This window comes from Nocardia sp. CA-128927 (genome assembly GCF_050955855.1).
GTDB lineage: Bacteria > Actinomycetota > Actinomycetes > Mycobacteriales > Mycobacteriaceae > Nocardia.
In genome coordinates, this window is record NZ_CP192087.1 from 7,242,338 (window position 1) to 7,265,754 (window position 23,417).

At 67.9% G+C, this 23,417-nt stretch carries 23 protein-coding genes and 1 pseudogene; 6 read left to right on the top strand and 18 right to left on the bottom strand.

Features of this window, described 5'->3' with window-relative positions:
- Positions 1 to 45: 45 nt before the first annotated feature.
- Positions 46 to 738, bottom strand: a complete 693-nt coding sequence (locus tag ACQPW1_RS33270) for an HAD family hydrolase (RefSeq protein WP_433655894.1) — start codon at positions 736 to 738, stop codon at positions 46 to 48.
- A gap of 198 nt (positions 739 to 936) precedes the next feature.
- Between ACQPW1_RS33270 and ACQPW1_RS33275 the strand changes: the two genes are divergently transcribed.
- Positions 937 to 2,901: a gamma-glutamyltransferase family protein gene (locus ACQPW1_RS33275; protein WP_433655896.1), complete on the top strand. Its 1,965-nt coding sequence runs from the start codon at positions 937 to 939 to the stop codon at positions 2,899 to 2,901.
- A gap of 7 nt (positions 2,902 to 2,908) precedes the next feature.
- Here the strand turns inward: ACQPW1_RS33275 and ACQPW1_RS33280 are convergent, their stop codons facing one another.
- The 5 genes from ACQPW1_RS33280 to ACQPW1_RS33300 form a co-directional block, all read right to left on the bottom strand.
- Positions 2,909 to 3,448, bottom strand: a complete 540-nt coding sequence (locus tag ACQPW1_RS33280; protein WP_433655898.1) for a GNAT family N-acetyltransferase — start codon at positions 3,446 to 3,448, stop codon at positions 2,909 to 2,911.
- A gap of 178 nt (positions 3,449 to 3,626) precedes the next feature.
- Entirely contained in the window at positions 3,627 to 4,049 is a 423-nt protein-coding gene (locus ACQPW1_RS33285; protein WP_433655900.1) for a PH domain-containing protein, read from the bottom strand.
- Positions 4,050 to 4,203: 154 nt separating this feature from the next.
- Positions 4,204 to 4,683 (bottom strand): 6,7-dimethyl-8-ribityllumazine synthase, encoded by a 480-nt coding sequence (ribH, locus tag ACQPW1_RS33290; RefSeq protein WP_433655902.1) that lies wholly within the window; start codon positions 4,681 to 4,683, stop codon positions 4,204 to 4,206.
- A 22-nt stretch (positions 4,684 to 4,705) separates the two neighbouring features.
- Positions 4,706 to 5,950 carry a bifunctional 3,4-dihydroxy-2-butanone-4-phosphate synthase/GTP cyclohydrolase II gene (locus tag ACQPW1_RS33295; RefSeq protein ID WP_433655904.1) on the bottom strand — a complete coding sequence of 415 codons (1,245 nt, stop codon included), beginning with the start codon at positions 5,948 to 5,950 and terminating at the stop codon, positions 4,706 to 4,708.
- 76 nt (positions 5,951 to 6,026) lie between these two features.
- Complete coding sequence (locus ACQPW1_RS33300) at positions 6,027 to 6,650, bottom strand: riboflavin synthase (protein WP_433655906.1); 624 nt, start codon at positions 6,648 to 6,650, stop codon at positions 6,027 to 6,029.
- Positions 6,651 to 7,237: 587 nt separating this feature from the next.
- Here ACQPW1_RS33300 and ACQPW1_RS33305 point away from each other — a divergent pair.
- Positions 7,238 to 7,708 carry a hypothetical protein gene (locus ACQPW1_RS33305; protein ID WP_433655908.1) on the top strand — a complete coding sequence of 157 codons (471 nt, stop codon included), beginning with the start codon at positions 7,238 to 7,240 and terminating at the stop codon, positions 7,706 to 7,708.
- A gap of 13 nt (positions 7,709 to 7,721) precedes the next feature.
- Here ACQPW1_RS33305 and rpe read toward each other — a convergent pair whose 3' ends face one another.
- Entirely contained in the window at positions 7,722 to 8,378 is a 657-nt protein-coding gene (gene rpe, locus ACQPW1_RS33310; protein ID WP_433665400.1) for a ribulose-phosphate 3-epimerase, read from the bottom strand.
- 96 nt (positions 8,379 to 8,474) lie between these two features.
- Between rpe and ACQPW1_RS33315 the strand changes: the two genes are divergently transcribed.
- The gene (locus tag ACQPW1_RS33315; protein WP_357392013.1) at positions 8,475 to 8,897 is read left to right on the top strand and encodes an ATP-binding protein; all 423 of its coding nucleotides are present in this window, start codon (positions 8,475 to 8,477) and stop codon (positions 8,895 to 8,897) included.
- Positions 8,897 to 9,802, top strand: coding sequence for an RNA polymerase sigma factor SigF (locus ACQPW1_RS33320; RefSeq protein ID WP_433655910.1), 906 nt, complete (start codon positions 8,897 to 8,899; stop codon positions 9,800 to 9,802). The genes ACQPW1_RS33315 and ACQPW1_RS33320 overlap by 1 nt, the downstream gene beginning before the upstream one ends.
- Positions 9,803 to 9,808: 6 nt before the next feature.
- Here ACQPW1_RS33320 and ACQPW1_RS33325 read toward each other — a convergent pair whose 3' ends face one another.
- From ACQPW1_RS33325 to ACQPW1_RS33355, 7 genes and pseudogenes are all read right to left on the bottom strand, one after another.
- Positions 9,809 to 10,159 carry an MmcQ/YjbR family DNA-binding protein gene (locus ACQPW1_RS33325; protein ID WP_433655912.1) on the bottom strand — a complete coding sequence of 117 codons (351 nt, stop codon included), beginning with the start codon at positions 10,157 to 10,159 and terminating at the stop codon, positions 9,809 to 9,811.
- Between the two features lie 400 nt (positions 10,160 to 10,559).
- A pseudogene (locus tag ACQPW1_RS33330) lies at positions 10,560 to 11,954 on the bottom strand (RsmB/NOP family class I SAM-dependent RNA methyltransferase); the annotation flags it as partial.
- Between the two features lie 673 nt (positions 11,955 to 12,627).
- Positions 12,628 to 13,551, bottom strand: coding sequence for a methionyl-tRNA formyltransferase (gene fmt / locus ACQPW1_RS33335; RefSeq protein ID WP_433655914.1), 924 nt, complete (start codon positions 13,549 to 13,551; stop codon positions 12,628 to 12,630).
- A complete protein-coding gene (gene def, locus ACQPW1_RS33340) occupies positions 13,551 to 14,117 on the bottom strand; it encodes a peptide deformylase (protein ID WP_433655916.1) in 567 nt (188 codons plus the stop codon). Before def ends, fmt begins: the two co-directional genes overlap by 1 nt.
- A 134-nt stretch (positions 14,118 to 14,251) precedes the next feature.
- Positions 14,252 to 15,205 carry an esterase/lipase family protein gene (locus tag ACQPW1_RS33345; RefSeq protein WP_433665401.1) on the bottom strand — a complete coding sequence of 318 codons (954 nt, stop codon included), beginning with the start codon at positions 15,203 to 15,205 and terminating at the stop codon, positions 14,252 to 14,254.
- A gap of 115 nt (positions 15,206 to 15,320) precedes the next feature.
- Positions 15,321 to 15,971, bottom strand: coding sequence for a PadR family transcriptional regulator (locus ACQPW1_RS33350; RefSeq protein WP_433655918.1), 651 nt, complete (start codon positions 15,969 to 15,971; stop codon positions 15,321 to 15,323).
- A gap of 96 nt (positions 15,972 to 16,067) precedes the next feature.
- On the bottom strand, positions 16,068 to 16,652 hold the full coding sequence (locus ACQPW1_RS33355; protein WP_433655920.1) for a TetR/AcrR family transcriptional regulator: 585 nt from the start codon (positions 16,650 to 16,652) through the stop codon (positions 16,068 to 16,070).
- 65 nt (positions 16,653 to 16,717) lie between these two features.
- On the opposite strand from ACQPW1_RS33355, the gene ACQPW1_RS33360 reads away from it, so the two are divergent.
- Entirely contained in the window at positions 16,718 to 17,578 is an 861-nt protein-coding gene (locus tag ACQPW1_RS33360) for an SDR family oxidoreductase (protein ID WP_433655922.1), read from the top strand.
- Positions 17,579 to 17,584: 6 nt separating this feature from the next.
- Here ACQPW1_RS33360 and ACQPW1_RS33365 read toward each other — a convergent pair whose 3' ends face one another.
- Positions 17,585 to 18,280, bottom strand: coding sequence for a YqeB family protein (locus ACQPW1_RS33365; protein WP_433655924.1), 696 nt, complete (start codon positions 18,278 to 18,280; stop codon positions 17,585 to 17,587).
- Positions 18,277 to 18,882 (bottom strand): TetR/AcrR family transcriptional regulator, encoded by a 606-nt coding sequence (locus tag ACQPW1_RS33370; protein WP_433655926.1) that lies wholly within the window; start codon positions 18,880 to 18,882, stop codon positions 18,277 to 18,279. The genes ACQPW1_RS33365 and ACQPW1_RS33370 overlap by 4 nt, the downstream gene beginning before the upstream one ends.
- A 71-nt stretch (positions 18,883 to 18,953) precedes the next feature.
- On the opposite strand from ACQPW1_RS33370, the gene ACQPW1_RS33375 reads away from it, so the two are divergent.
- Positions 18,954 to 19,400, top strand: a complete 447-nt coding sequence (locus ACQPW1_RS33375) for a DUF6196 family protein (RefSeq protein WP_433655928.1) — start codon at positions 18,954 to 18,956, stop codon at positions 19,398 to 19,400.
- On the opposite strand, the gene ACQPW1_RS33380 is transcribed toward ACQPW1_RS33375, so the two are convergent.
- The gene (locus tag ACQPW1_RS33380; RefSeq protein ID WP_433655930.1) at positions 19,397 to 19,795 is read right to left on the bottom strand and encodes an SSI family serine proteinase inhibitor; all 399 of its coding nucleotides are present in this window, start codon (positions 19,793 to 19,795) and stop codon (positions 19,397 to 19,399) included. The genes ACQPW1_RS33375 and ACQPW1_RS33380 overlap by 4 nt on opposite strands.
- A gap of 208 nt (positions 19,796 to 20,003) precedes the next feature.
- Positions 20,004 to 23,408, bottom strand: a complete 3,405-nt coding sequence (locus ACQPW1_RS33385) for a hypothetical protein (protein ID WP_433665402.1) — start codon at positions 23,406 to 23,408, stop codon at positions 20,004 to 20,006.
- Positions 23,409 to 23,417 lie beyond the last annotated feature (9 nt).

Sequence of the window (23,417 nt, forward strand, 5' to 3'; positions counted from 1 at the left end):
ATCGAAACATGATCCGACCGTGACCGGTGGCCGGCGTCGGATCGGCTATCGGCGGGAAAGTCCGTGCTCGCGTAGGGCGTCGAGCAGGCCGGACGGGCGTTCCCGGGTCGGCAGCGGGTCTACCAGGGCGAATCGGCAGCCGAGGGCGGTCGCGCCGCCGTCTGCCTCGGCGCTGTCGCCGACCATCAGGGCCGCCTCGGGTTCGACGCCGAGCTTGTCGAGAGTGGCGGCGAAGATGCGGGGGTCGGGTTTCACCGCGCCGATCTCGAAGGAGAGGGCGAAGGCGTCGACGTATCTGTCCCAGTTCCGGGTGGTGAAGGCGGGACGGACATCGAACGCGATGTTGCTCACCACGGCGACCTGAATGCCTTGGGCCGCAAGCAGAGTCAGCACTTCTTCGACGTCGGGGTAGGGCGTCCAGGCCATCGGATCGATCAGGCGCCGGTACAGGACATCCGCTTGGTCCTCGGTCGGTACGCCGGACTTGCGCAGGACCTCCATGTAGGCCTGGCGGTGCAGCTTCGGGTCTAGGTCGCGGTTGTCCCAGGCGTACTGGCCTTCCGTGCCGAAGGTGACGAGTTGTTCGACGGGCGCGGTCATCCTGCGCAGGATCTCGGCCTTCTCGTGCACGTCGAAGGCTCGGCCGTCGGCCGCGACCAGCTTCTCACCCCACGAATCGTCCTCCTCCAGTCGAAACAAGGTCCCGGAATAGTCGAAGAGCACCGCCTCGATGGTCACCAGACCAGCGTACCGACGGGTCGGCAGTGCCCGAGGTCGTCGCAGGTTGCGGTGCTGCGGGCCGCCACGGACCGGACGACAAGCCGTGCTGCGCAACCGAGTTCATCCCGACAGGTGGGAATCCGGCATCCATCTGGTGCGACGAACCCTTACGACAAACGCTCCCCCGGTGTCGGTGCCGAGAGTTAGAGTCCCCCCATGAGGCGCGCGCGGGGTACGTGGACGGGTGTGGCGGCGGCATTGCTGCTCGCCCTCGGGACGGTCACGGCTTGTTCGTCCGACGAAGACAAGGCCGGAAACGTCTGCGACACGGTGCCGAACGGAACACCGGTGGCCGCGACGCCGGCCGGTTCGACCGGCGGCAAGACGCAGGACATCAGCACCAACCCGGAGATCGCCACGGGCTACCGGTCGGGGATGACGCCGGTACACACGAAGACATTCGCGGTGTCGACGGCGAACCCCGTGTCGACGAAGGCCGCGTGCGCGGTGCTGCGTGACGGCGGCACCGCCGCGGACGCGCTGATCGCCGCGCAGGCGGTGCTCGGCCTGGTGGAGCCGCAGGCCTCGGGGATCGGCGGCGGCTCGTTCCTGATGTACTACGACGCCACCAGCAAAACCGTCGACGCCTACGACGGACGTGAGGTCGCGCCCGCCGCGGCGACCGAGAACTATCTGCGCTGGGTCGACGACGTCGACCGGACCCAGCCGAAGCCGAACACCCGGGCCAGCGGCCGATCCATCGGCGTGCCCGGCGTGCTGCGAATGCTGGAGATGGCGCACCGCGATCACGGCAAGACCGGCTGGCGCGAACTGTTCGACCCGGCCATCGGTTTGGCCGATCGCGGGTTCCCGATCAGCCCCCGATTCGCCGGACAGATCGCGGAGTCGGCCAAGGACCTCGCCCTCGACGACAACGCGAAGGCCTACTTCCTGAACCCCGACGGCACCGCCAAGGCCGCGGACACCTTGCTGACCAACCCGGCGATGTCGAAGACGTTGGGCGCCATCGCCTCCGAGGGCGCCCAGGCCTTCTACACCGGCGCCATCGCGCGTGACATCGTCGACGCGGCCACCACCGCCTCCGGCGGTCGCACCCCCAGCCTGATCACGACCGCCGACCTGGCGAACTACCAGGCGAAGAAGCGCACCGCCCTCTGCACCACGTACCGCACCCACGAGATCTGCGGCATGCCGAACCCCTCCTCCGGCGGCAGCACCGTCGCCGCCACCCTCGGCATCCTGGAGAACTTCGATCTCACCGCCCTGCCCCCGGACAACCTCGGCTCCGGTTCCGACGCCCGCAACGGCGGCAAGCCGAAGGCCGACGCGGTCCATCTCATCTCGGAGGCCGAGCGCCTGGCCTACGCCGACCGCAACAAGTACGTGGCCGACACGGATTTCGTTCCGCTGCCGGGTAATTCACCGCAGACCCTGCTGAACAAGGACTACCTCAAGCAGCGCGCCGCACTGATCGACCGCGGCCACAGCATGGGCACCGCGCAACCCGGCGACTTCGGGCCCGTCCCGCCAGGTGTCGGCCCGCAGCCGCCCGAGCACGGCACCAGCCACATCTCCGTGGTGGACAAGTACGGCAACGCGGCCGCCATGACCACCACGGTGGAATCCGCGTTCGGCTCCTTCCACCTCGTCGACGGTTTCGTGCTGAACAATCAGCTCACCGACTTCTCCGCCGACCCACTCGGCACCGACGGCGTACCGGTCGCCAACCGGGTCCAGCCCAACAAGCGCCCGCGCAGCTCGATGGCACCCACCCTGGTCTTCGACAAGGCGGCCGACGGCACCCGCGGCCCACTCACCCATGTCACCGGCTCCCCCGGCGGCTCGGTGATCATCCAGTTCGTCGTGAAAACCCTGATCGGCATGCTGGATTGGGGCCTCGACCCACAACAGGCCGTGTCCTCCCTCTCCTTCGGCGCGGGCAACGCCCCCGAGACTGGCCTCGGCGGCGAACACCCGAGCATCAACACCGCCGACAACGGCAACAACGACCCCCTGGTCACCCGCCTCCGCGAACTAGGCCACAAGGTCTCGATAGCCCCCCAATCCAGCGGCCTCAGCGCACTGCAACACGACGGCGAAGGGTGGGCCGGAGGCGCCGACCCCCGCCGCGAGGGCGCCGTCCTCGGCGACGACCGCTGACCCAGGGTCAGCGGGATAGGAGCATCGGGTAGACGACGGGGCCGTGGTCGATGGTGAGTTCGCCCTGCTGGACGAAGCCGAAGCGTTGGTAGAACGGTAGGGCCGCGCGGGAGTTGCAGACGACGAAGCAGGGCTCGACGGAGCTGGCGAGGCGTTGCTCGAGTAAGGATGAGGCGAAGCCCTGCCGTTGGGAATCGGGGCGGGTGCCGACGGCCGCCAGGTAGAGGTGTGGGGTGTCGGGGCGGACGTCTTCCATTTGGCGTGATGCCGCGAGGGCGCGCGGGAGGTGACCCTTGAGCGCTCGGAACAGGCTGAACGGTTTGGCGATCGAGGAGACGATGCCTGCGGGCTCCCACAGTGCGACGCTGACAATTTTCCCGTCCTCGTCGCACGCGGAATCGACCATGCCGGTATCGGCTCGCGAGGCGATCCGCGAGTCCCAGAAGAGCGGCAGCGCGTGCTCCCGCATGGCCGGCCGCGGCCAGAAGTATGTCATCAGCGGATCCTCGGCGAAGGCCGCCGCAAGGACGAACGCACCGGTCTGCATACGTGCAGGCTAACGGGCCGTCCGGGTCCTATCTGTGCATGAACGCCCGACACGCGACTCGTGTCGAAGGTGCCGCCACTCCGTCATCCGTGGGCCGCGCCCCCTGGAAACAACTCCGGCTTCCGATGCAGTCACACACGTCCGACTGATCACCGGCGCGCAGTGGCGGCCTCGATCGCTACTGTTCGGCGGTGTACTTCGCGCCGAGTTCGCGGAGCTTGTCCATCGCCTCGGCGGCGTGTTCCTTGTCGTTGGATCGAATGGCGAGCATCGGGACGTAGTCGTCGTTGACGAGCTCGAGGCGAGCCCACGCCTTCTTGTCCGGGAAAGTCACGCCGCGCACGGTATTCCACGGGAAGTCACTGTCGCCCAGGATGTTCCGCACCGAGACACCGTTCGCGCCGACCCGCACCCGCGGCCGGGTGAGCAGCAGAACAGCGGCGGCGATAAGCAGCCCGATCCCGATCATGGCAACCTGATCGGCTACCCGGAAGTTCACCCCGGTCGAGCCGGTGCGCAGCCAGATGCCGCCCGCGAGAAACGCAACGGCGATCACCGCGGCAACGATCCGTGCGGTGCGCACCGCACGACGCGGGCGCACCTCGAGCTCCCACTCGGACGTATCACCCTGCCCCACAATGGGTTCAACGTTCCTACGGAAAATGCGAGTGACCGGCATCAGCTACTGGCCCCTCCGCACGCGCTGTGCACAGCAGGATCTGAGCACGGCGCGGCAAAAGAGACTCGGCCGCTCACTAGACGGACTGCCGCAGCGAGCGCAGCGTGAGGGCGGCATCGAGTGCCGCGGCACAGGCCTGTTCACCCTTGTTCTCGGCGGAACCCGGCAGCCCGGCGCGGTCCAGCGCCTGCTCCTCGTCGTTGGTGGTGAGCACCCCGTTCGCGACGGGCTTGCCCGCGTCCAGCGACACCCGGGTGAGCCCGGCGGTCACCGCGTCACAGACGTACTCGAAATGCGGTGTGCCACCACGGATCACGACGCCGAGCGCGACCACCGCGTCGTGCGAGCGGGCCAGCTCCTGAGCTACCACCGGCAGTTCCATCGCGCCCGCGCAGCGGACGACGGTGACGTGCACGACTCCGGCGTCCTTGGCCACCTGCTCGGCGTTCGCCACCAGGGTGTCGCAGATCGTGGTGTGCCAGCGCGACGCGACGATGCCGAGTTTCAGGTCCTTGGCATCCGCGAGCGCGAAAGTCGGTACGCCGGTACCGCTCATCGATGTTCTGCCTCTCCGTGAATTAGCGGGCGGTCTCGCCGAGATCGATGTCGTCGAGCCCGATCAGGTCGTGGCCCATCCGGTCGCGCTTGGTCCGCAGGTACCGCAGGTTTTCGGCGTTGGCGCGCAACGGCATCGGCACCCGGTCGGTGATCTTCAGCCCGTACCCGTCCAGGCCGACCCGCTTGGCCGGATTGTTGGTGAGCAGCCGCATCGAACGAATCCCGAGGTCCACCAGGATCTGGGCGCCGGTGCCGTAGTCCCGCGCGTCGGCGGGCAGCCCGAGCTCCAGGTTCGCGTCGACCGTGTCGTGGCCGGAGTCCTGCAACTGGTAGGCCTGCAGCTTGTGCATCAGGCCGATGCCGCGGCCTTCGTGCCCGCGCATGTAGAGCACCACGCCGCGGCCTTCCTCGGCCACCATTTCCAGCGCGGCGTCCAGCTGCGGACCGCAGTCGCAGCGCAGCGAGCCGAACACGTCACCGGTGAGGCACTCCGAATGCACCCGCACCAGCACATCCTCGCCGTCGGCGAGATCGCCGCGCACCAGCGCGACGTGCTCGACCTCGTCGTAGATGCTCTGGTAACCGACGGCCATGAATTCGCCGTGCGCCGTGGGGATCCGCGCCTCGGCGACCCGGATCACGTGCTTCTCGTGCCGACGCCGCCAGGCGATCATGTCGGCGATGGAGATCAGCGCGAGGTTGTGCTCGTCGGCGAAGACGCGCAGCTCCTCGGTGCGGGCCATGTGGCCCTCGTCCTTCTGGCTGACGATCTCGCAGATCACGCCCGCCGGCCGCAGCCCGGCCATCCGGGACAGGTCGACCGCGGCCTCGGTGTGGCCGGGACGGCGCAGCACGCCGCCGTCCTTCGCGCGCAACGGCACCACGTGCCCGGGCCGGGTGAAGTCGTCGGCCTTCGCCTCGTCGGAGGAGAGCAGCCGCATGGTGGTGGCGCGGTCGGCGCCGGAGATGCCGGTCGTGATGCCCTCGCGGGCGTCGACCGACACGGTGTAGGCGGTGCCGTGCTTGTCCTGGTTCATCGCGTACATCGGCGGCAGGCCGAGCCGGTCGCAGTCGTCACCGGTAAGCGGCACACAGATGTAACCGGAGGTGTAGCGAATCATGAAGGCCACCAGCTCCGGGGTGGCCTTCTCCGCCGCGAAGATGAGGTCGCCCTCGTTCTCGCGGTCCTCGTCGTCGACGACGACAACCGCCTTACCGGCGGCGATGTCGGCGACTGCGCGCTCGATGGTGTCGAACCTGGTCACGTCTGTTGTGCTCCATCTCGAATTAGGTCCGCCCCTACACTACGGCCTGGCTCGCGGATGTTGACCGCCCGGCCGTTCACCCGCGCTGCTGCAATCGTTCGACGTACTTGGCGATGACGTCTACCTCCAGATTGACCGTCGTGCCGACGGTGGCAAAGCCGAGATTCGTCAGGGCAAGCGTGGTGGGGATGAGTGAGACCTCGAACCAGTCCTTGCTGTCCGCCTCCGCGGGCTCGTCGGCGACGCCGAGACCGGAGACGGTGAGCGAGATGCCGTCGACGGTGATCGAGCCCTTCTCCACCACGTAGCGAGCGATCGAATCCGGCAGCGAGATACGCACGACCTCCCAGTTCTCCGAGGGGGTGCGGGAGAGCACGGTGCCGGTGCCGTCGACGTGGCCCTGCACGAGGTGTCCGCCGAGCCTGCTGTTCAGCGCGGCCGCGCGTTCCAGGTTGACCTTCGAGCCGGTGTCCAGCTTGCCGATGCTGGACCGGTTCAGCGTCTCCTGCATCACGTCGACGGTGAACGAATCGCCTCCCACCACCTCGACGACGGTCAGGCACACGCCGTTCACCGCGATCGAATCCCCGTGCCCGGCATCGGAGGTCACCAGCGCGCCCCGGATCGTCAGCCGGGCGGCGTCGGCCAGCCGCTCGGTACCGACGATTTCGCCCAGTTCCTCGACGATGCCTGTGAACATGCCATGACTCCCTGTCGCGTCGTAGTCCCCGGTTGCGGAACAGCCCGGCCGCGGCGGGTATTCCCGCCCGCCGGTGCCGCTGGACCCAGCTTAACGACGGCTCGTCGTAGCCGACAGCACGGTTCCACCCCCGGAACCATCGGACCTCATCCCGGCAACCGCCGAGGGAATCAGACCGCTGGCCGGGCGACACCCGCCTGACCAAACGGCCAATAACGAATTAATGCTTAATTAAGTTCGAGCATGCGGATATATCGCACATTTGATGTCGACGATAATTGTTTGATCGCATTATTGATACCGCATGGTTGCGTTTTGCGCACCTCTAGCAACCCGCGAATCCTGGGCATACCCACTTGCAACACACTTTTAACGTTTGCTTGCGCCGTGACCGAAATAGCAGCAATATTGTTATGTAGCTGATTCCTACCGTTCAACTTCCGATCCGAGCAGTTCGATGCTGAACCGTTCGACCTGGTGACGCCCCGTGCGAACCCAGGAAGTTCGACCCAGGGATTGTCCACCACTCGAGGAAGTCAGAAAACCACAGTGGGTCAAATCAAGTTCGACACAGTTGGGGGCGCGGCGTGACCACTCGTCTCTATTCGACGCTGGAAGTTCGCTGCGTGCAGTACCGGCGCGAATTGCACCTGCCCGCCTCGATCGATCCCACCTCGCGTCGCATTCTGCTGCATATCGGCGCACATTACGGTGCGATCACCATGCCCGCCGATCTCGGCGAGCGGGTGCAGCAGCGGCTCGAACAGGCCGCGATCGCGGGACCGGTCGTCGATCATCCGCGCGCCAAGCGCTGGACCTTCCTGACCGGGCCGTACCGTCCGGACACCCTGAGCGCCGCGGTCTCCGCCGAGCTGTTCCGGATGTACGCCACGGTCGCCTGCACCGGCAGCCAGGTCGTGTTGCCCTCACCGGACGACGAGCACACCGGCTATCGCACCTGGATTCGCCCGCCCGAGACGGCGACCACGCGGCCGCCGCTCAACGCGGTGATCGAGGCGACCCGCGCCGTCGGCACCCGCAAAGTCCGCGCGCTCTAAGCGATTTCGCGGATCAGACCGTTCGCAGCGCGGCGGCTTGCCTGCGCAGCGCCTCGACGGCCGCGCCAGGATCGGCCGTGTTGTACACCGCGGACCCGGCGACGAAGCAGTCGATGCCCGCCTCCGCGGCGGCCTCGATGGTGTCGGTGTTGATGCCGCCATCGATCTCCACCAGCAGCCGCAGCTCGCCCGCGTCGACCAGCCTGCGCACCGTGCGCGCCTTGTCCAGCACCTCGGCGATGAACGACTGTCCGCCGAAACCGGGCTCGACGCTCATCACCAGCAGCGTGTCGAACGAACGCAGAATCTCCAGGTACGGCTCGATCGGTGTGTTCGGCTTCACCGAGAGTCCGGCCTTGGCGCCCGCCGCGCGAATATCGCGGGCCACCGCGACCGGATCGTCCGTCGCCTCCGCGTGGAAGGTCACATTGTGCGCGCCCGCCTCGGCGTACGGCGGCGCCCAGCGGCCCGGGTCATCGATCATCAGGTGGCAGTCAAGGGGAATGTCGGTCGCCTTCAGCAGGCTCTCCACCACCGGGAGTCCCAGGGTCAGGTTCGGCACGAAGTGCGCGTCCATCACATCGACGTGTAGCCAGTCGGCGCCGGCGACCGCTTGTGCCTCGTCAGCGAGGTGGGCGAAGTCGGCGGACAGGATGGAGGGGGCGATCATCGGGACGGCCGGACGCGCGTAAGTCGGGGTGGACACAACGTCGCAGTCTATCGGTAGTGAGGGTTGTCCAGCGCGCGAGTGGGTAGCCTGATGAGGGTGATCAACATTTCGGCGGAACAGGGGCTGTACAGCACCCCGGTGGAGATTCGGGTGGCCGCATCGGTCACACAGCTGCCCATCGTTCGTGGGCTCGCCGAAACTCTGGTCCTACTAAGCGATTTCACGCTGGACGAGGTGGCCGACATCCGGCTGGCCGTCGATGAGGTCTGCTCGACGCTGATCGCTGTCGCCGGACCCGACACCAGCTTGAACTGTCGATTCACCGTGGGCGAGACCGAATTGCTGGTCCGCGTCAGCGGGATCGCTGCCAAGGCGGGCTTACCGGATCAGCGCAGCTTCGGCTGGCATGTGCTGCGCACGCTCACCGATGAGGTACAGGCGACACAGGATTCGTTCGATTCGACGGTTTCCGGATATCCGACGACGGTCGAGTTCCGTCGGGTCCGGGGGAAAGCGTAGTGGCGGACGAGGACACCGTGTTCGACTCCGATCGCGACGACAATGCCGATACCGTCACCGATGAGGCGGAAAGCCCCGCCGACGAAGCGGAAGCCGTCACCACCGAGGACGCTGCCGAGGAAACCGAAACCCTCGAAGCCGTAAAGACCGTCGCCAGCTACGACGACGTCGGGTTGCTCTTCGAACAGCTCGGCGCGGCCAAGCCGGGGACCGCGCGGCACACCGCGATTCGCGCCGAACTGATCAGCCGCTGCATCCCGTTGGCCGATCACATCGCGCGCAAATTCAGCGGGCGCGGTGAGCCGTTCGACGATCTCACCCAGGTGGCCCGGGTCGGGCTGGTGCACGCGGTCGATCGATTCGATGTCGAGCGTGGTTCGAACTTCCTGTCTTTCGCGGTGCCGACCATCATGGGCGAGGTCCGCCGCTACTTCCGCGACAACACCTGGGCCATGCGGGTGCCGCGGCGGGTCAAGGAGACCCATCTGCGGATCGGCGCGGCGATCGATGCGCTCTCTCAGCGCCTCGGCCGGTCACCGACCGCCAAGGAGATCGCCGCCGAGCTCGACGTCGACCCGGACGAGGTGACCCAGGCCGTCATCGCGGGCAACGCCTACCAGCCGAGCTCCATCGACGCGGCCACCCTCGGCCGCGACACCGACGCCTCGCTGCTGGACACCCTCGGCGAGGAAGAGACCCAATTCGACCGTGTCGAAGAGTATGTCGCGATCCGGCCGCTGCTGGCCGGGCTGCCCGAGCGGGAGCGGCGGATCCTCACGATGCGGTTCTTCGAATCGATGACGCAGACGCAGATCGCTCAGCAGATGGGTATCTCGCAGATGCACGTCTCGCGCATCCTCGCGAAAACCCTTGCGCGACTGCGGGAGCAGTCCAGCCGGGAGTAGGCGCGCTCAATTCGACGGGAACTCACGCTGCGCGCGCACCTTCGGCGGGGCGGTGAGCCACCATGCGTCGTCGAGCAATTCGCGAAGCTGTTCCCGGGCAACCCGGTCCAGATCGATGAGGATGAACCCGTGCCCGTCGTAGTGCGGGGTCGTATAGAACGCCGGATCACCGGAGGCCAGCAGCGCCTCCTTCTCGGTGAGATCGCACACCAGCGCCAACCCCCCTTCCGCCTCGATCCGCAGCCGCCCGAACCCCTTCCCACCCACCTTCAACGCCGGACTACGCCACCACGTCGATTCCTCGACACCCGGCAGCTCACTCGCAAGCTTGACCACGTCTTCCCACGTCAGTGCCATAAACGCCAGTCTGCCGGACGACCGGCACCCACGCTTGGACGAATGGAATCAGCCAGATGGACGGCCGATCAGGAGGAACTGGTGCCGGCATCGATCGAGAAGCCACCAGCACCAGTTCCCCCTCGATCCAGACCTGCCACCTAGTCGCCGCGCACGTCTCCTGACGGCGCGCACATCCATGCGGGCCGCGCACGTTTCACGCCGCCGCGCACGAAATCGCCAACCGATTCGTGCGCGCCGGGCGAAACCGAGCGCAGCACGAAGCGCCACCCCGCAGTTCACCCCCGGCCCGGCTACCGCCCACGTCTCCTGACGGCGCGCATATCCCATGCAGCCGCGCACGAAATTGCTAGCCCAATCGTGCGCGGCCTACGAAACCGTGCGCGGCGGGGCTAGCGGGTCAGGGCTTGCGGAGGGCGGCCATGAACATGGCGTCGGTGCCGTGGCGGTGGGGCCAGAGTTGGGCGGTGGGGCCGTCACCTACGTCGGTGACACCGGGGAGGAGGTCTCGGGTGTCGAGTTGTTCGGCGCCGAGGCGGCGGACCGCGTCGGCTACGACTCCTACGGTTTCCGACAGGTGGGGGGAGCAGGTGGAGTAGAGCAGGACGCCGCCGGGGCGGAGTAGATCCCATGCGGCGGTGAGCAATTCGCGTTGCAGGGTGGCCAGTTGGCCGACGTCGGCGGGGGTGCGGCGCCAGCGGGCCTCGGGGCGGCGGCGGAGTGCGCCGAGGCCGGTGCACGGTGCGTCGACCAGGATGCGGTCGTAGCCGGGGGTCAGTCCGCTGTCGCGGCCGTCGGTGACGTGGATGTCGACGGGCAGGCCGTGCACGGACTTGCGGACCAGTTCGGCACGATGTTCGGCGGGCTCGACCGCGTCGACGCGGAAGCCGTCGATCGCGGCGAGGGCGCCGAGCAGGGCGGCCTTACCGCCCGGTCCGGCGCACAGGTCCAGCCAGCGGCCGCCGTCCGGGCCATTGAGCGGCGCGCGGGTCAGTGCGAGCGCGACGAGTTGACTGCCTTCGTCCTGCACGCCCGCCATGCCCTCGCGGACCGGCTCGAGTTTCCCGGGGTCGCCGCCGTCCAGATAGACCGCGTAAGGGGACCAGCGGCCCTCTTCGCCGCCGGTGACCAGCGCCAATTCCTCGGCGGTGATTTCACCGGGCCGGGCGACCAGATGCACCGCGGGGCGCGCGTCATCGGCGGCCAACGCGTCACGCAACTCCCCCGCCCGCGCGCCGAGCGCGTCAGCGAAGGCCTGCGCGATCCACACCGGATGCGCGAACTCGAAGGCCAACCGGCCCACCGGATCCTGCGGCGCGAGCTGCTCCACCCATTCCTCGACGGTCTTCTCCCCCGCGCGCCGCAGCACCGCGTTCACGAATCCCGCCTTGCCCGCGCCGAATTCGGCACGCGCCAAAGCCACCGAGGTATCCACTGCCGCGTGCGCCCCGATCCGGGTCCGCAGCAGCTGATAAGCCCCGAGCCGCAACACATCCAGCAGCGGCCCATCGATCTCCCCGATCGGCCGTCCCGCCCCAGCTTCGATCACCGCATCGAGCAGGCCTCGCGAACGGCACGCCCCATACGTGAGCTCGGTCGCCAACGCCGCATCCCGCCCGGTGATCCGCCGCTCCCGAAGCAACCCTGGCAGCACGAGATTCGCGTATGCGTCACGCTCCCGCACCGCCCGCAACACGTCGCGCGCGACGAGCCGGGGAGCGTCGACCGGATCGCTCGCGCCGGGACGACCACCCGAGGCCGCTCCTCGATCCTTCGGTCCACCACCACGTTTCGCTGCGGCCGGCCGTCCCGCTGCATCGGCCGAGCGCGAACGCCCCTGCGCCGACCCACCACGTCCGGACTCCGAACGGGTACCGCTCGAATTCGACGACGCTGTGCGACGAGCCGGGCGGTCACCGCTCGATTCGTCGGGGCGAGGCCGCTTCGCCTGCGCGGGACGCTGTTTCGCGCCGCCGGACTGACCGCGACCTGCGCCGCCTGCCGCGTCGCTCCGACCGCGAGAGTCATCGCTCCGTGCAGTGGGCTGCCGCGCGGAGTCTCCCGAGCGGGCACCGCTGGTTCGAGCGGCCCGCCCGGCTTCGGTACCACTCGGCCGATCGCCGCGTGGCCGACCCGAGTCGCGAGACTCGTTGCCGCACTTGCGTTCCGGGGATGTCATCCGACCACCGCGTCCCGCTGGAAACCGGCGTCGACAGCCCGGTCGAATAGCGAAATCCTGCACCGTGCTGTCATGCTCCACCGCTCTCGTTGAGGTCGCGGCGCATCGCCACGGATATAAAGACTGCGGGCCAACTTTGGCCGCGCTTGGGGCCCACCGGTCGGACGATCGACGAGCGTCACGCCACCGCGCCCGGCCGCAAAAGAGCTCCGGGACAAGGGAATAGCGGAATGACCGCGAACTGCCCTCCGCCGTGCCAGGGTCTTACGGTCGGGACGATCGAGGATCGTCACTCGACCACCGCGCCTGGCTGCAATCGCGCGCCGCGGGCCCAGTCGAGGGCCGCCATCATGCGTTTGCCTTGCGGCTGAACCTGATCCAGGCGGATCGCGGTGGTTGCGGTGCCTACATAGACGCCGGATTTGCGGACCTCGATGGTCCGTGGCGGCAGGGATTCCTCGACCAGTTCGACAGGGCCGAGTTTCAGGCGATTGCCGTCGACTTCGGTCCATGCGCCGGGGGCCGGGGTGACGGCCCGGATACGGCGGCCGATGGCGAGTGCGGGCAGGTCCCAGCGGATGTGCGCGGCATCGGCGGTGATCTTGGGGGCGTGCGAGATGCCCTCGGTGGCCTGCGGAACCGCTTGCAGGGAACTGTCTTCCACACCGTCGAGGGTCGCTTCGAGGAGCTGGGCGCCGCTGATGGCGAGCCGGTCGAGCAGTCCGCCCGCGGTGTCGGTGACGGCGATCTTCTCGGTCACCATGCCGAATACCGGACCGGTGTCGAGCCCGGCCTCGATCTGGAAGGTGGACGCGCCGGTGATCTCGTCACCCGCGTCGATCGCGGCCTGCACGGGTGCGGCGCCGCGCCAGGCGGGGAGCAGCGAGAAGTGCAGGTTGATCCAGCCGAATCGGGGGATGTCGAGCACCCGCTGCGGCAGCAGCGCGCCGTAAGCGACGACCGGGCAGCAGTCGAGTGCCAGCGCGGTGAGCTGCTCGATGAATTCGGGTTCGGACGGTCGCCGCGGCGTCAGCACCGGAATCCCGTGCTCATCGGCCAACAACCCGACCGGCGACCTCGTCACCTTGCGCCCACGACCGGCGACGGCATCAGGCCTGGTCACCACCGCGATCACCTCATGGCGATCGGACTCGATCAACCGCCGCAGCGACGGCACAGCTGGGTCCGGTGTGCCCGCGAAGACGATGCGCATCAGCGACCCCGCCCGAACGGACCGGCCTGGCCCGTTCCGGTCACCGACCGCGACGGCCGCGCCGTCACGCCCGCGCTGAACCAATCGGATTCGCGAATGGTCCGCATCGCGTCCTTGCGCGCGGCGGGGTCCAGCCGATCGATGAACAGCACACCGTCGAGATGATCGGTCTCGTGCTGCACGCAGCGGGCGAGCAGTCCGTCGGCGGTGAATTCGACCGGCGCACCGTGCATGTCGACGCCGGTCGCCCGCACCCGCAGCGCGCGCCGCGTGTCGTAGCGCACCCCCGGAATCGATAGGCACCCCTCGGGCCCGACTTGCTCTTCGTCGCCGACCACTTCCCACTGCGGGTTCACCAGATGCCCCGCGGCGTCATGAGTGTCGTACACGAAAACACGCAACCCCACTCCGATCTGCGGTGCGGCCATGCCGACGCCACCATCGTCGTGCATGGTGTCGGTCAGGTCGGTCACCAGCTGCTGCAGTTCCCGGTCGAATTCGGTGACCTCCGCCGCGCGGGCACGCAGAATGGGATCGCCGAACAGGCGAACAGGCTGAATGGTCACGGCAAACTCCCGGAAGCGGACGAACACGGTCGTCTCATTCTAGTGAGACGACCGAATGTCCCCGATCCACCAGCCCGAAGCTGGTAGAACTCCAATGCGGTCGGGCGGGGTGAGCTGTCCCCCGTCCGGCCGCCCTAGAAGTTACCGGCGATGATCACTTCGGGAATACCGGTGCCGAGCATGACCGGACGGCAGACCGGCGCCGGGGTGCTCGGATCCAGCACGTTCAGCAACAGCTGCTGCACGAACGGGTCGTACACCATGTGGAAGTGGCCGGTCAGGTCGACGGCGCAGCGATCCTGCAGCGAGATGTTCTCCGCGCCCGGGCCGCGCAGCGAGATGTTGCTGTTCGGCTGGATCATCTCGTCGACCTTGCTGCCGATCGTCGTGTACTTCGGGCCGGGCACGGTGTCGCCGCCCGCGTTGAGCTCGGTCATGACCGCCGAACCCTGCGCCTGCTGCACCGCGGCGAGCGAGGCCACTCGCGCGAAGGCCTGCAATCCGCCGGGCACCGCCTGCACGATCGGCACCAGTCCGTACATGACCCCGCCGTAACTCGGCGACGCGAGGCCGACCCACTGGCCGACCTTCGGCGCGCCGCCGAGCTTGTTGATGTAGAACCGGGTAACCGTGGCCCCCTGCGAGAAGCCGACCAGGTCGACCTGGGTCGCGCCGGTCGCGGCGAGCACCTGATCGACGAACTCGCCGATCTGGTACGAGCTGAGCACCACGTCTTCGGTGCCGTAGCTGTCGGCCCCCGGGCTGCCGCCGTAGTTGAGCGCGAAGACGCAGAAACCGGCGGCGGCGATCTGTGGCGCGATGGCCGAGTAGTCCGAGTAGGCGCTGGAGTCGGTACCGTGCGCGAGGACAACGGGCCGCGGGTGGGCGGCGCTCGGCTTGCAGCCGAAGTCGTTGGTGCGCAACGGGACCACGTTCGTATGGTTCTTCAGATAGGCTGCCGCGCCGAGGTGATCGGATTGCGGCGGGCCGGGCTGGGTGGGGATCTCGGGCGAGCGGTAACCGGACGGCGCGGCCTGCGCCGCACCGGTGCCGAGCAGTGCTACTACAGCAAGTGCGGCGACCAGCATCCCCCTACCCAAGTGTGAAAATCCCCAAACCCACAAACCCCGAAACTGTCGCATCTCACAATGATCTACTGAACCCGCCCCAAATGCGCGCTCCAGCGCGGTGTTTCACACCCCGTTACTTTTCAGGGGTCTCGTCTTCGGCCAGGATTCGGTACAGCGACTTCCTCGTCTCGGTGAGCAGCTCCGCCGCCTTGGCCGCCTGAGCAGGGGTTCCCGCCGCCGCGACCTGCGCGACCGCGCCCATCAGCTGACCGACGAGTTCCCGCAGGTCGATGGCCTGCGCGCCGACGTCTTCCTTGACGTCTGCCCACGGGTCGCCCAGCTCGTCCTTGTGTTCGGTGACGTAGGTGGTGCCCGTTTCGGTCAGCTGAGCCGTCTTGCGACCGGCGACCTTTTCGATGAGGACCAGGCCCTCGTCTTCCAGCTGTGCCAGCGCGGGGTAGATCGACCCCGGGCTCGGACGCCAGACGTCGTCGCTGCGCTCGCGGATCTGCTGGATGAGTTCATAGCCGTGCATCGGCCGCTCGGTGAGCAGCAGCAAGACCGCCGCCCGCACGTCGCCGCGCCGGCCACGACCGCCGCGACCGCGACCGCGACCGAAGTGCGGTCCGAAGCCCGGCCCGAAACCTGGGCCGAAGCCCGGCCCGAAGTCGGGACCGTGTCCGTGCCGTCCGCCGCGGCGGAGTCGCTGACGAGGATCGAAGTCCTCGCCCTGACGCTGCCGGGGGCCGCGCCGTCCGAATTCTCGATGTCCTTGGTTTTCCATGATGCAAGCCTCCTCAGGCTCTCGTGTTCGTTTCATATTATCGACGATATATCGTCAATGCATCGAACGCAAGAGTTCGTTTGAGAATTCCATGACTCAGGACGCGAGCGAGTCGATCCAGCGCGCCAGCCGGTCCCCCTCCGTCACCATCAACTCGGGGTCGCGGAAGGTGTTGGTGAGCAACGAGATTCCCTGGTAGGCGGCGATCAGCGCGACGGCCAGCCCCCCCGCGTCGGCGCGACCCATGGCCGCGAACTGCCCTTCGACCCAGTCGACCAGCTGCCGCATGACGGCGGCGAGTTCCTGGTCCAGGCCGTCGGCGCGCTTGTCGAGTTCGGTGGCGAGGGTGCCCGACGGGCAGCCGAATCGCGCGGCCGTTTCGCGTTCGTCGACCCAGCCGCCGATCAGCGCTTTGAGCCGGTCCTGCGGCGTGGGCAGCGGTTCGAGCATCGCGATCAGGCCGTTCAGCGCCTGTTCGTGCGACCCGATCGCGGCGCGGACCAGCTGATCCTTGGTTTTGAAGTAGTAGTAGACGTTGCCGACCGGCACGTCGGCGGCGTGCGCGATGTCGGCGATGGTGGTCTTCTCGACCCCTTGCTCGTGGAACACGCGGGCCGCGGCGGCGCCGAGTCGCTCGCGTTTACCACCTTTCGGGCGATCCGAGCCTGCTGAGTTAGTCACCCAACTCACTATAGACAAGCTGGGAGTTCGTCGTCTATGTTCGTTTAAGTCAGCCAACTAACTAAATGGAGTTGAACAAGATGATCGTGGTTACCGGAGCAACCGGAAACATCGGCGCACACCTCGTGCGGAACCTGACCGAGGCGGGCCAGGAGGTCACTGCGGTCTCGCGTGGCAGTAGGGATGTCGCGCTGCCGGAGGGTGTGCGTTCAGTGGTCGCCGACCTGGCCGATCCGGACAGCCTCGCCCCTGCCGTCGCTGGTGCTGACGCTTTGTTTCTGCTGATCACCGGCGAACAGCTGGTGAGTGGTCCGGATCCGGAGCGGGTGTTGGAGGTCGCCAAGGCGGGAGGTGTTCGCCGGGTGGTGTTCGTGTCCTCGCAGGGCGTGGCCACCAGGGCGGATGCCGATGGTTATGCGCGGCTGATCGCCTTCGAGGAGGCGATCCAGCGGTCCGGGTTGGCATGGACGATCCTGCGGCCCGCAGGTTTCTACGCCAATACGTATGCGTGGGCGGAATCCGTGCGGGCCGAGCGGACGGTCGCGGCGCCCTTCGGTGCGATCGGTTTGCCGTCCATCGATCCGGCCGATATCGCGGCGGTCGCGGCCACTGCGTTGTCCGAGGATGGGCATGACGGTCAGATCTACACGCTCACCGGACCTGCGCTGAGCACGCCGCGGGATCAAGCCGAGGCGATCGGGGTGGCACTCGAAGCGCCGGTGCGGTTCGTGGAATTGACTCGGGCGCAGGCGTTTACCGGGATGTCGCAGTTCATGCCCGAGCCGGTGGTCGAGCACACGCTGTCGATTCTCGGTGAACCGACAGTCGCCGAGCAGGAGATCAGCCCGGATGTGCAGCGGGTGCTCGGCCGGGTGCCCGTGAGTTATGCCGAATGGGCACAACGCAATCGGGCCGTGTTCGCCTGAACGTCGTTACCCCGGCAGGTCGAAGACTCGAATGTGCTGCTCGCCCTGGCGATCCCGGACATCGATGCCGAGTTCGAGCAGTTGCTCGTCGAGTTCTTCGACATCGAGGGGCTTCTCGTCGGCGAGCGCGTGCCGACGGGCCCGCAGGACCGTGTCGATGGCCTTCCCGGTTTCGGGTCGGCCCTCGACCCAGCGGACGTAGTCCGCGCCGAACGGGTCGTTCTGGTCCAGCCAGGGATAGCCGTGATTCTGGAAGGCGTTCTCGATGTCGTTGCGGTTCAGGTCGTTTGCGCCGAAGCGGGCGAGTCGGCGTTTGTTGCGATCGGTGAGCACCAGGTCGGTGTCCTCGCGGAACACGGCGGCCACGTGTTTGCGCGGCACGTGCTGCGCGCGGCCGTCCTTGACCAGCTCGACATGGTCGTCGGCGATGGTGAGGGTGAGGCTTTCGGTGCGGGCGATCTGGTAAAGCACCACGCCCGCAACAACTCCGATCAGCATGAGAACCAGCACTAGCCACACCGTCGGCACTTTCAACGCAACCTTGAGCGGACCGGGAGTCCCGTCGAAAGTGTCGGTTAACCAATGGCCGAGAGGGTGTGCGGCGAAACCGATGCCGCAGCCGATGGCGAGCCCGCCTACCGCGAACAGCCAGGCCCATATCGTGGAAAAGCGCAGCACAGTGGGCGCGGAGGTGGTTGTCATCTGTTCTCCGTTTCGATCGGCCGCAGCAGCCGAGAGACTGTCGCGCGCACCAGCGGGCGCGGGTCGTACGGGTTGGCCGGGTCTGCGTTGAGGAAGGCGCCGTCGACGACGGCGAGGATCCAGCGCGCCGTTTCCATCGGCTCGAAGCCCGGGTCGAGTTGCCCGGTGCGGATGCCCCGATCGAGCAGCGCGGCAAGGGCTTCGGCGCTCAGTCGCGCGTCCTCCAGCACGACCTTCGCCAGTTCATCGTCCTGGCCGAGGCGGCGCAGTAGTTCGAACATCAGCCCGGGTGCCGCCGGATCCAATGCCTCGCTTGCCAGTCCGTCGACGATGTCGAGAATCGCGCCGAGGCAATCGGTTCGGTCTATGTGACGGGCGACGAGCTCGGTGTGTTCGGGAATCGACAGCTCGAAGATCGAGCGGAAGACGGCGGCCTTGTCCTTGAAGTAGTAGAAGACGCTGCCCGAACTCAGGCCGGCGGCGCGGGCGATCTGGGTGGCCGTGGTGCGTTCGTAGCCGTAGGTGGCGAACTGTTCGGCGGCCGCGAAGGTGATGGCGCGACGACGTTCGGCGACACGATTCGGATCTACGGTGCGGGCCATGCGCCGATCTTATCATTAACTGATCGGCCAGTTAAAGAATTTGTTTCGCGGCCGATTGCTACCGTCGCCGGGTGGTGGATATCAGCATCGAGACCGAAACCCAGACGGCTCAACGACTTCGGCGAGTCATCGCGGTCGCCGAGCTCGACGTGCACGCGGGCGTGTGGTGTTTCCGGGAAACCCCGCTGGCCGAGCCGCCGCAGTTGACGCCGCGCACCCTGGCCGTGGTGCGCGATGCGGAGAGTTGGAGCGCGCTCGTCCCGTTCGCCGAGGCCGATGGTGCCGAGGTGGAGAAGTTCGGACTCTTCTCGTTCCACTTCCCCGCCGGGTTGGACAACAGCGGCTTCGTCGGCTGGCTGGCGGGCCACCTCAAACGCGCGCTCGACACCGGGGTGTTCGTGGTCTGCGGAAGCAACCGAGACCGCGGCGGCATCTACGACTACTGGGGTTGCCCGGTCGAGCTACTCGCCGCGGTCGAGCGCGAGATCGAAGCGCTGCGCGTTCCCGCTCAGGACTAGAAGACGGGGGTTGTGCGAGCGCTCAGTTCGCACTTGTTGCCGAAGACCTTCCGCCAGTCGACCTGCTTGCCCTGCCACGTGCCGGTCACCGAGGCGTCGACCGGCTCGAAGACCTGGGTGCAGACCGCGTTGGGATCCCCGGTGAGCTTGTCGAAGTCACCGCCCACCGCCGCCAACGCGGCGCAGGCCGCTTCGGCATTGGCATGATCGCCGCCAGTCGGCTCGCAGGTGAGAGTGACGGTCGTCGGGGTCGCACCCGGAGCCGCCGGAGTGACCGTCAACTTCAGCGTCGACTTCGGCGTCTTGGAATCGTCGTCCGAGCAGGACGCCAGACCGAGCGCGACTGCCACAAGGCACGCGGTCGCGAGGGTGCGGCGGAGCAAGGCTGTCGTCATCCATCCACTCAATCACGAGGTGAGGTGTGCGCTCGCCAACTGCTGGCTAACTCGCCGGGTGACACGCTGCAGGCCCCACGTCCTTGCGACCCGAAGTCCCCACGTACCGGCGACCGGGCGATCCAGCAGCTCGCAGGCTGAGTCCACCTTCGGTAGACAGCGGCTCGAAATCGAGCTGTCGGATCGGCTATAGGGGTCGAGACCGGGATCAGCCGATGTCGACCGGGTCGATTTGGACGCGCAAGGGTGCGTCGGAGCGGTGGGTGCTGCGGATGGCTTGGGCGGCGGTGAGGGCGCGGGCCAGGGCTGCGCCGGACTTGCGGTCGACGCGTAGCAGGATTCGTTCTACTTCGGCCGGGTCGTCGCCGGAGGAGAACGGTTTGCGGGCACCGATCGGCAGGGGCACCGGGCCCAGTACTTCGACGTCGGCGGGAAGGTCTGTGGCGGCGAGCAATTCGGCGATGGAGTCGGAGGTGCCGTCGACCGCGGCCATCCGCACGGCGGGCGGGAAGCCGACCTCGGCGCGGGCCGCGGCCTCGACCCTGGCGTGACCGACCGGGTCCCAGCGGACCAGCGCCTGCACGGTGGGGATGCCGGGGTCGGCCATCACGATGACCTGGCCGCGCGAACGCACCAGGGTCGCGGCGGTCATCCAGCGGCGCAGTGCGTCTTCGGAGGCGCGCAGGTCGGCGCGACTGAGCAGGGCCCAGCTGTCGAGGAGCAGAGCAACTCCGTAGCCACCGGGCAGTACCGGTTCGGCGCCGACGGTGGCGACGACCACCTGCGGGCCGGGTTCCACCGTGTCGAGCATCGCGCCGCCGCCGGAGCCGCGAATCGGCACGCCGGGGAACGCGCGGCCGAGTTCCTCCGCGGTGCGGGTCGCGCCGATCACCACGGCGCGCAGCGCTCGCGAACCGCAGGACGAGCAGCGGAACGCCGCATCGGTGATGCCGCACCAGCGACAGTTCGGGCTGTGCGCGGCATCGCCCTGCGAATCACTGTGCCGCGCACGACCATCCGGCAGCGCGAGGGGTCCGTTGCAGTGCCTGCACCTGGCGGGGGTCCGGCATTTCGCACAGGCCAGCGACGGGACGTACCCGCGCCGCGGCACCTGCACCAACACCCCGGCGCCCTCCTTCAGCGCCGCCCGCGCGGCCGCGTACGCCACACCGGGAATCCGGACCGCCCGCGCGACCGGGTCCCGCTCCATCGCCAGATCGGTATCGCCGGGCACGCTGATTCGCGGCGCCGCATCGCGCACCACCATCCGGTCGGCGACCAGGTCGTGCGCCCAACCGGACTCGACGATGGTCTGAACCTCCGCGGTCCGCGCGAAACCGGCCGCGACGAACGCGGCGCCCGTCTCGTGCGACCGCAGCATCGCCACCTCCCGCGCATGCGGATAAGGCGAGCGCGGCTCCGCGTAGGTGTCGTCCCCGTCGTCCCAAATCGCGATCAGCCCAAGGTCTTTCGCCGGTGCGAACACCGCACTACGCGTCCCGACCACCACCCGCGCCGTCCCCCGCAACACCGCAAGCCACCGCCGATACCGCGCCGCCGGACCGAGCCCCGCCGACAACCCGACCGCCGAATCCCCCATCAGCCGAGTACATTCCGCCAACACCCGATCCAAATCCCGCTGATCCGGCACCATCAAGATCGCGCTACGCCCCTCCTCGACCACCGCCGCCGCCAACTCCGCCAACCGCAACGGCCAGTCCTCCCCCGGCAACGCCTGCCACGCCGCCCGCGGCCCCTTCCCTCCCGCCAGCGCCGTCAGAAACGCCGAACCATGGATATACCGCCCCCACGGCCCCTGGCCGACGAGATCGGCAACCTGCCGGTCCTCTTCGACTTCCGGCGCCGGTTCTACACCGTCATCCCGCGCGTCCTCCTCCGACGCAGGCCCGCGACCGCCATCCCCTATGCCCCTGGCCTTCATCGCGTCCGCCGCCGAGCCACGCTCGCCACTTCCATCCCCCGCGTCCGCCGCCTGACTCACGATCGCCGCAGAGCCAGGCTCGCGACCGCCATCTCCAGTGCCCGTGATCTTGAGCGCGTCCGCCACCACCGAGCCACGCTCGCCACTTCCATCCCCCGCGTCCGCCGTCTGACTCGCGACCGCCGCCGAGCCGGGCTCGCCACCCTCATCCGGCGCGCCTGCCGCCTGCCCCGCAGCCGCCATCTCACCCGCAGCTGTCGCTGAGTCAACGACCACCGAATCGGCCTCAGCCGCTTCACCATTCGGGGACCCCGATTCCGACAGCCGCCCCGTGGCACGCGACGCACCCGACGATGCAGGCCGAACCCCTTGCGCCGCTGCGGAACTAGCCGACTCCCCCGCCGACACCGGCTCACCGCCGCCCCCCAGGTCCGCTACTTGGCTCGCATCGGACGTCTCGCTCGCGTCTTCCGCCGAGCCAGCGGCCGCCGAATCGGATTCAGTCCCCTCGCCATTCGAGGACTTCGATTCCGGAGGTCGCACCGCGGAGCTCGACGCGCCCGACGATGCGGGCAGATCCTCTTGTGCCGCTACGGAACTAGGCGCAGGTGTGGCGGAACTCTCATGGATGGCGCGATCACGCGTCGAATCAGACTCGATGCCAACAGGATCCGCATTCGATGGTCCCCCGTCGGGCAACTGTTCCGATGGGGCGGCGCTGTCCACGTCCGACGCGGACGTGCCATCTTGCGTCATTACGGAATCGGAAGCATTCGGCGTCGAACCCGCTGCGGGCCTGCCTTCGACCGCCGAATCAGCTTCGGTCTCAGCGGAATCAGCGGGTGAAGACGCTGATTCCGGCGACTTCGCCGACTGCATTGGCGCATTAAGGCCTGACGGCATGGACCGGACACGTTGTGTCCCGGTGGAACCTGCGGCGTCCGGAGCGGCGGTGGGGGAACTCGAATCGATCGCCGAATCGGATTCAGCTCCAGTGGAATCGGCGTTCGCGAGCGTCACGTCGGACGGCTGGACCGACTTGTCTGCGCTCTCCACCTCTGACGACGCGTCCGGGTTATCGCGAGTCCCATCGGGGCCAGCAGCGTCGGACGCAGCAGAACCCTCATCGACCGCCGTAGCGCGATCGACCGAATCAGCTTCTGCACCAGCGGAATCGGCAAGGTCCGTCGCCTCTGACACAGGGTTGACCCGGAGCGGGGCCTTCGCCGCAGCACCCCGCTGCCGCCGAGCCGGACTCGGCGCATCCGACGTATCCGTCGAATCCTCTTGCTCCGCATCGGAATCCGCCGACTTCTTCTTCACCCCACCGGTCTCCGTGCGCGCATGCCGCGGCGGGATGGCCAGGCGGAGGACGTCGGCGCGGGTGCCTGCGTAGCGGGCGGCTACTGCGGTAGCCAGTTTCACGATCTCGGGTGTCAGGACGCGTTCGCCGGAGACGACCTTCTCGAGTTTCACCAGCTTGCCGCTGTGGTCGCTGTGGGTGCGGCGCTCCAGCAGGTACCCGTCGACCAGGCGGCCTGCGAAACGGACGCGCACGCGGACGCCCGGCTGGGCGATGGCGTCCAGCTCGGGCGGGACCAGGTAGTCGAAGTCGCGGTCCAGGTGGGCCGGAGACAGCAGCGGGAGCACCCGAGCGATCGGGTGCTCCACGGCTGCGGG

What these genes read in the sequence shown, in the direction of transcription:
- ACQPW1_RS33275 (WP_433655896.1), top strand. Translation starts at nt 937, where the DNA reads ATGAGGCGCGCGCGGGGTACGTGGACGGGTGTGGCGGCGGCATTGCTG.
- ACQPW1_RS33280 (WP_433655898.1), bottom strand. Translation starts at nt 3,448, where the DNA reads ATGCAGACCGGTGCGTTCGTCCTTGCGGCGGCCTTCGCCGAGGATCCG.
- ribH (WP_433655902.1), bottom strand. Translation starts at nt 4,683, where the DNA reads ATGAGCGGTACCGGCGTACCGACTTTCGCGCTCGCGGATGCCAAGGAC.
- ACQPW1_RS33300 (WP_433655906.1), bottom strand. Translation starts at nt 6,650, where the DNA reads ATGTTCACAGGCATCGTCGAGGAACTGGGCGAAATCGTCGGTACCGAG.
- rpe (WP_433665400.1), bottom strand. Translation starts at nt 8,378, where the DNA reads ATGATCGCCCCCTCCATCCTGTCCGCCGACTTCGCCCACCTCGCTGAC.
- ACQPW1_RS33325 (WP_433655912.1), bottom strand. Translation starts at nt 10,159, where the DNA reads ATGGCACTGACGTGGGAAGACGTGGTCAAGCTTGCGAGTGAGCTGCCG.
- fmt (WP_433655914.1), bottom strand. Translation starts at nt 13,551, where the DNA reads ATGCGCATCGTCTTCGCGGGCACACCGGACCCAGCTGTGCCGTCGCTG.
- ACQPW1_RS33345 (WP_433665401.1), bottom strand. Translation starts at nt 15,205, where the DNA reads ATGCTGGTCGCCGCACTTGCTGTAGTAGCACTGCTCGGCACCGGTGCG.
- ACQPW1_RS33350 (WP_433655918.1), bottom strand. Translation starts at nt 15,971, where the DNA reads ATGGAAAACCAAGGACATCGAGAATTCGGACGGCGCGGCCCCCGGCAG.
- ACQPW1_RS33360 (WP_433655922.1), top strand. Translation starts at nt 16,718, where the DNA reads ATGGAGTTGAACAAGATGATCGTGGTTACCGGAGCAACCGGAAACATC.
- ACQPW1_RS33365 (WP_433655924.1), bottom strand. Translation starts at nt 18,280, where the DNA reads ATGACAACCACCTCCGCGCCCACTGTGCTGCGCTTTTCCACGATATGG.
- ACQPW1_RS33370 (WP_433655926.1), bottom strand. Translation starts at nt 18,882, where the DNA reads ATGGCCCGCACCGTAGATCCGAATCGTGTCGCCGAACGTCGTCGCGCC.
- ACQPW1_RS33380 (WP_433655930.1), bottom strand. Translation starts at nt 19,795, where the DNA reads ATGACGACAGCCTTGCTCCGCCGCACCCTCGCGACCGCGTGCCTTGTG.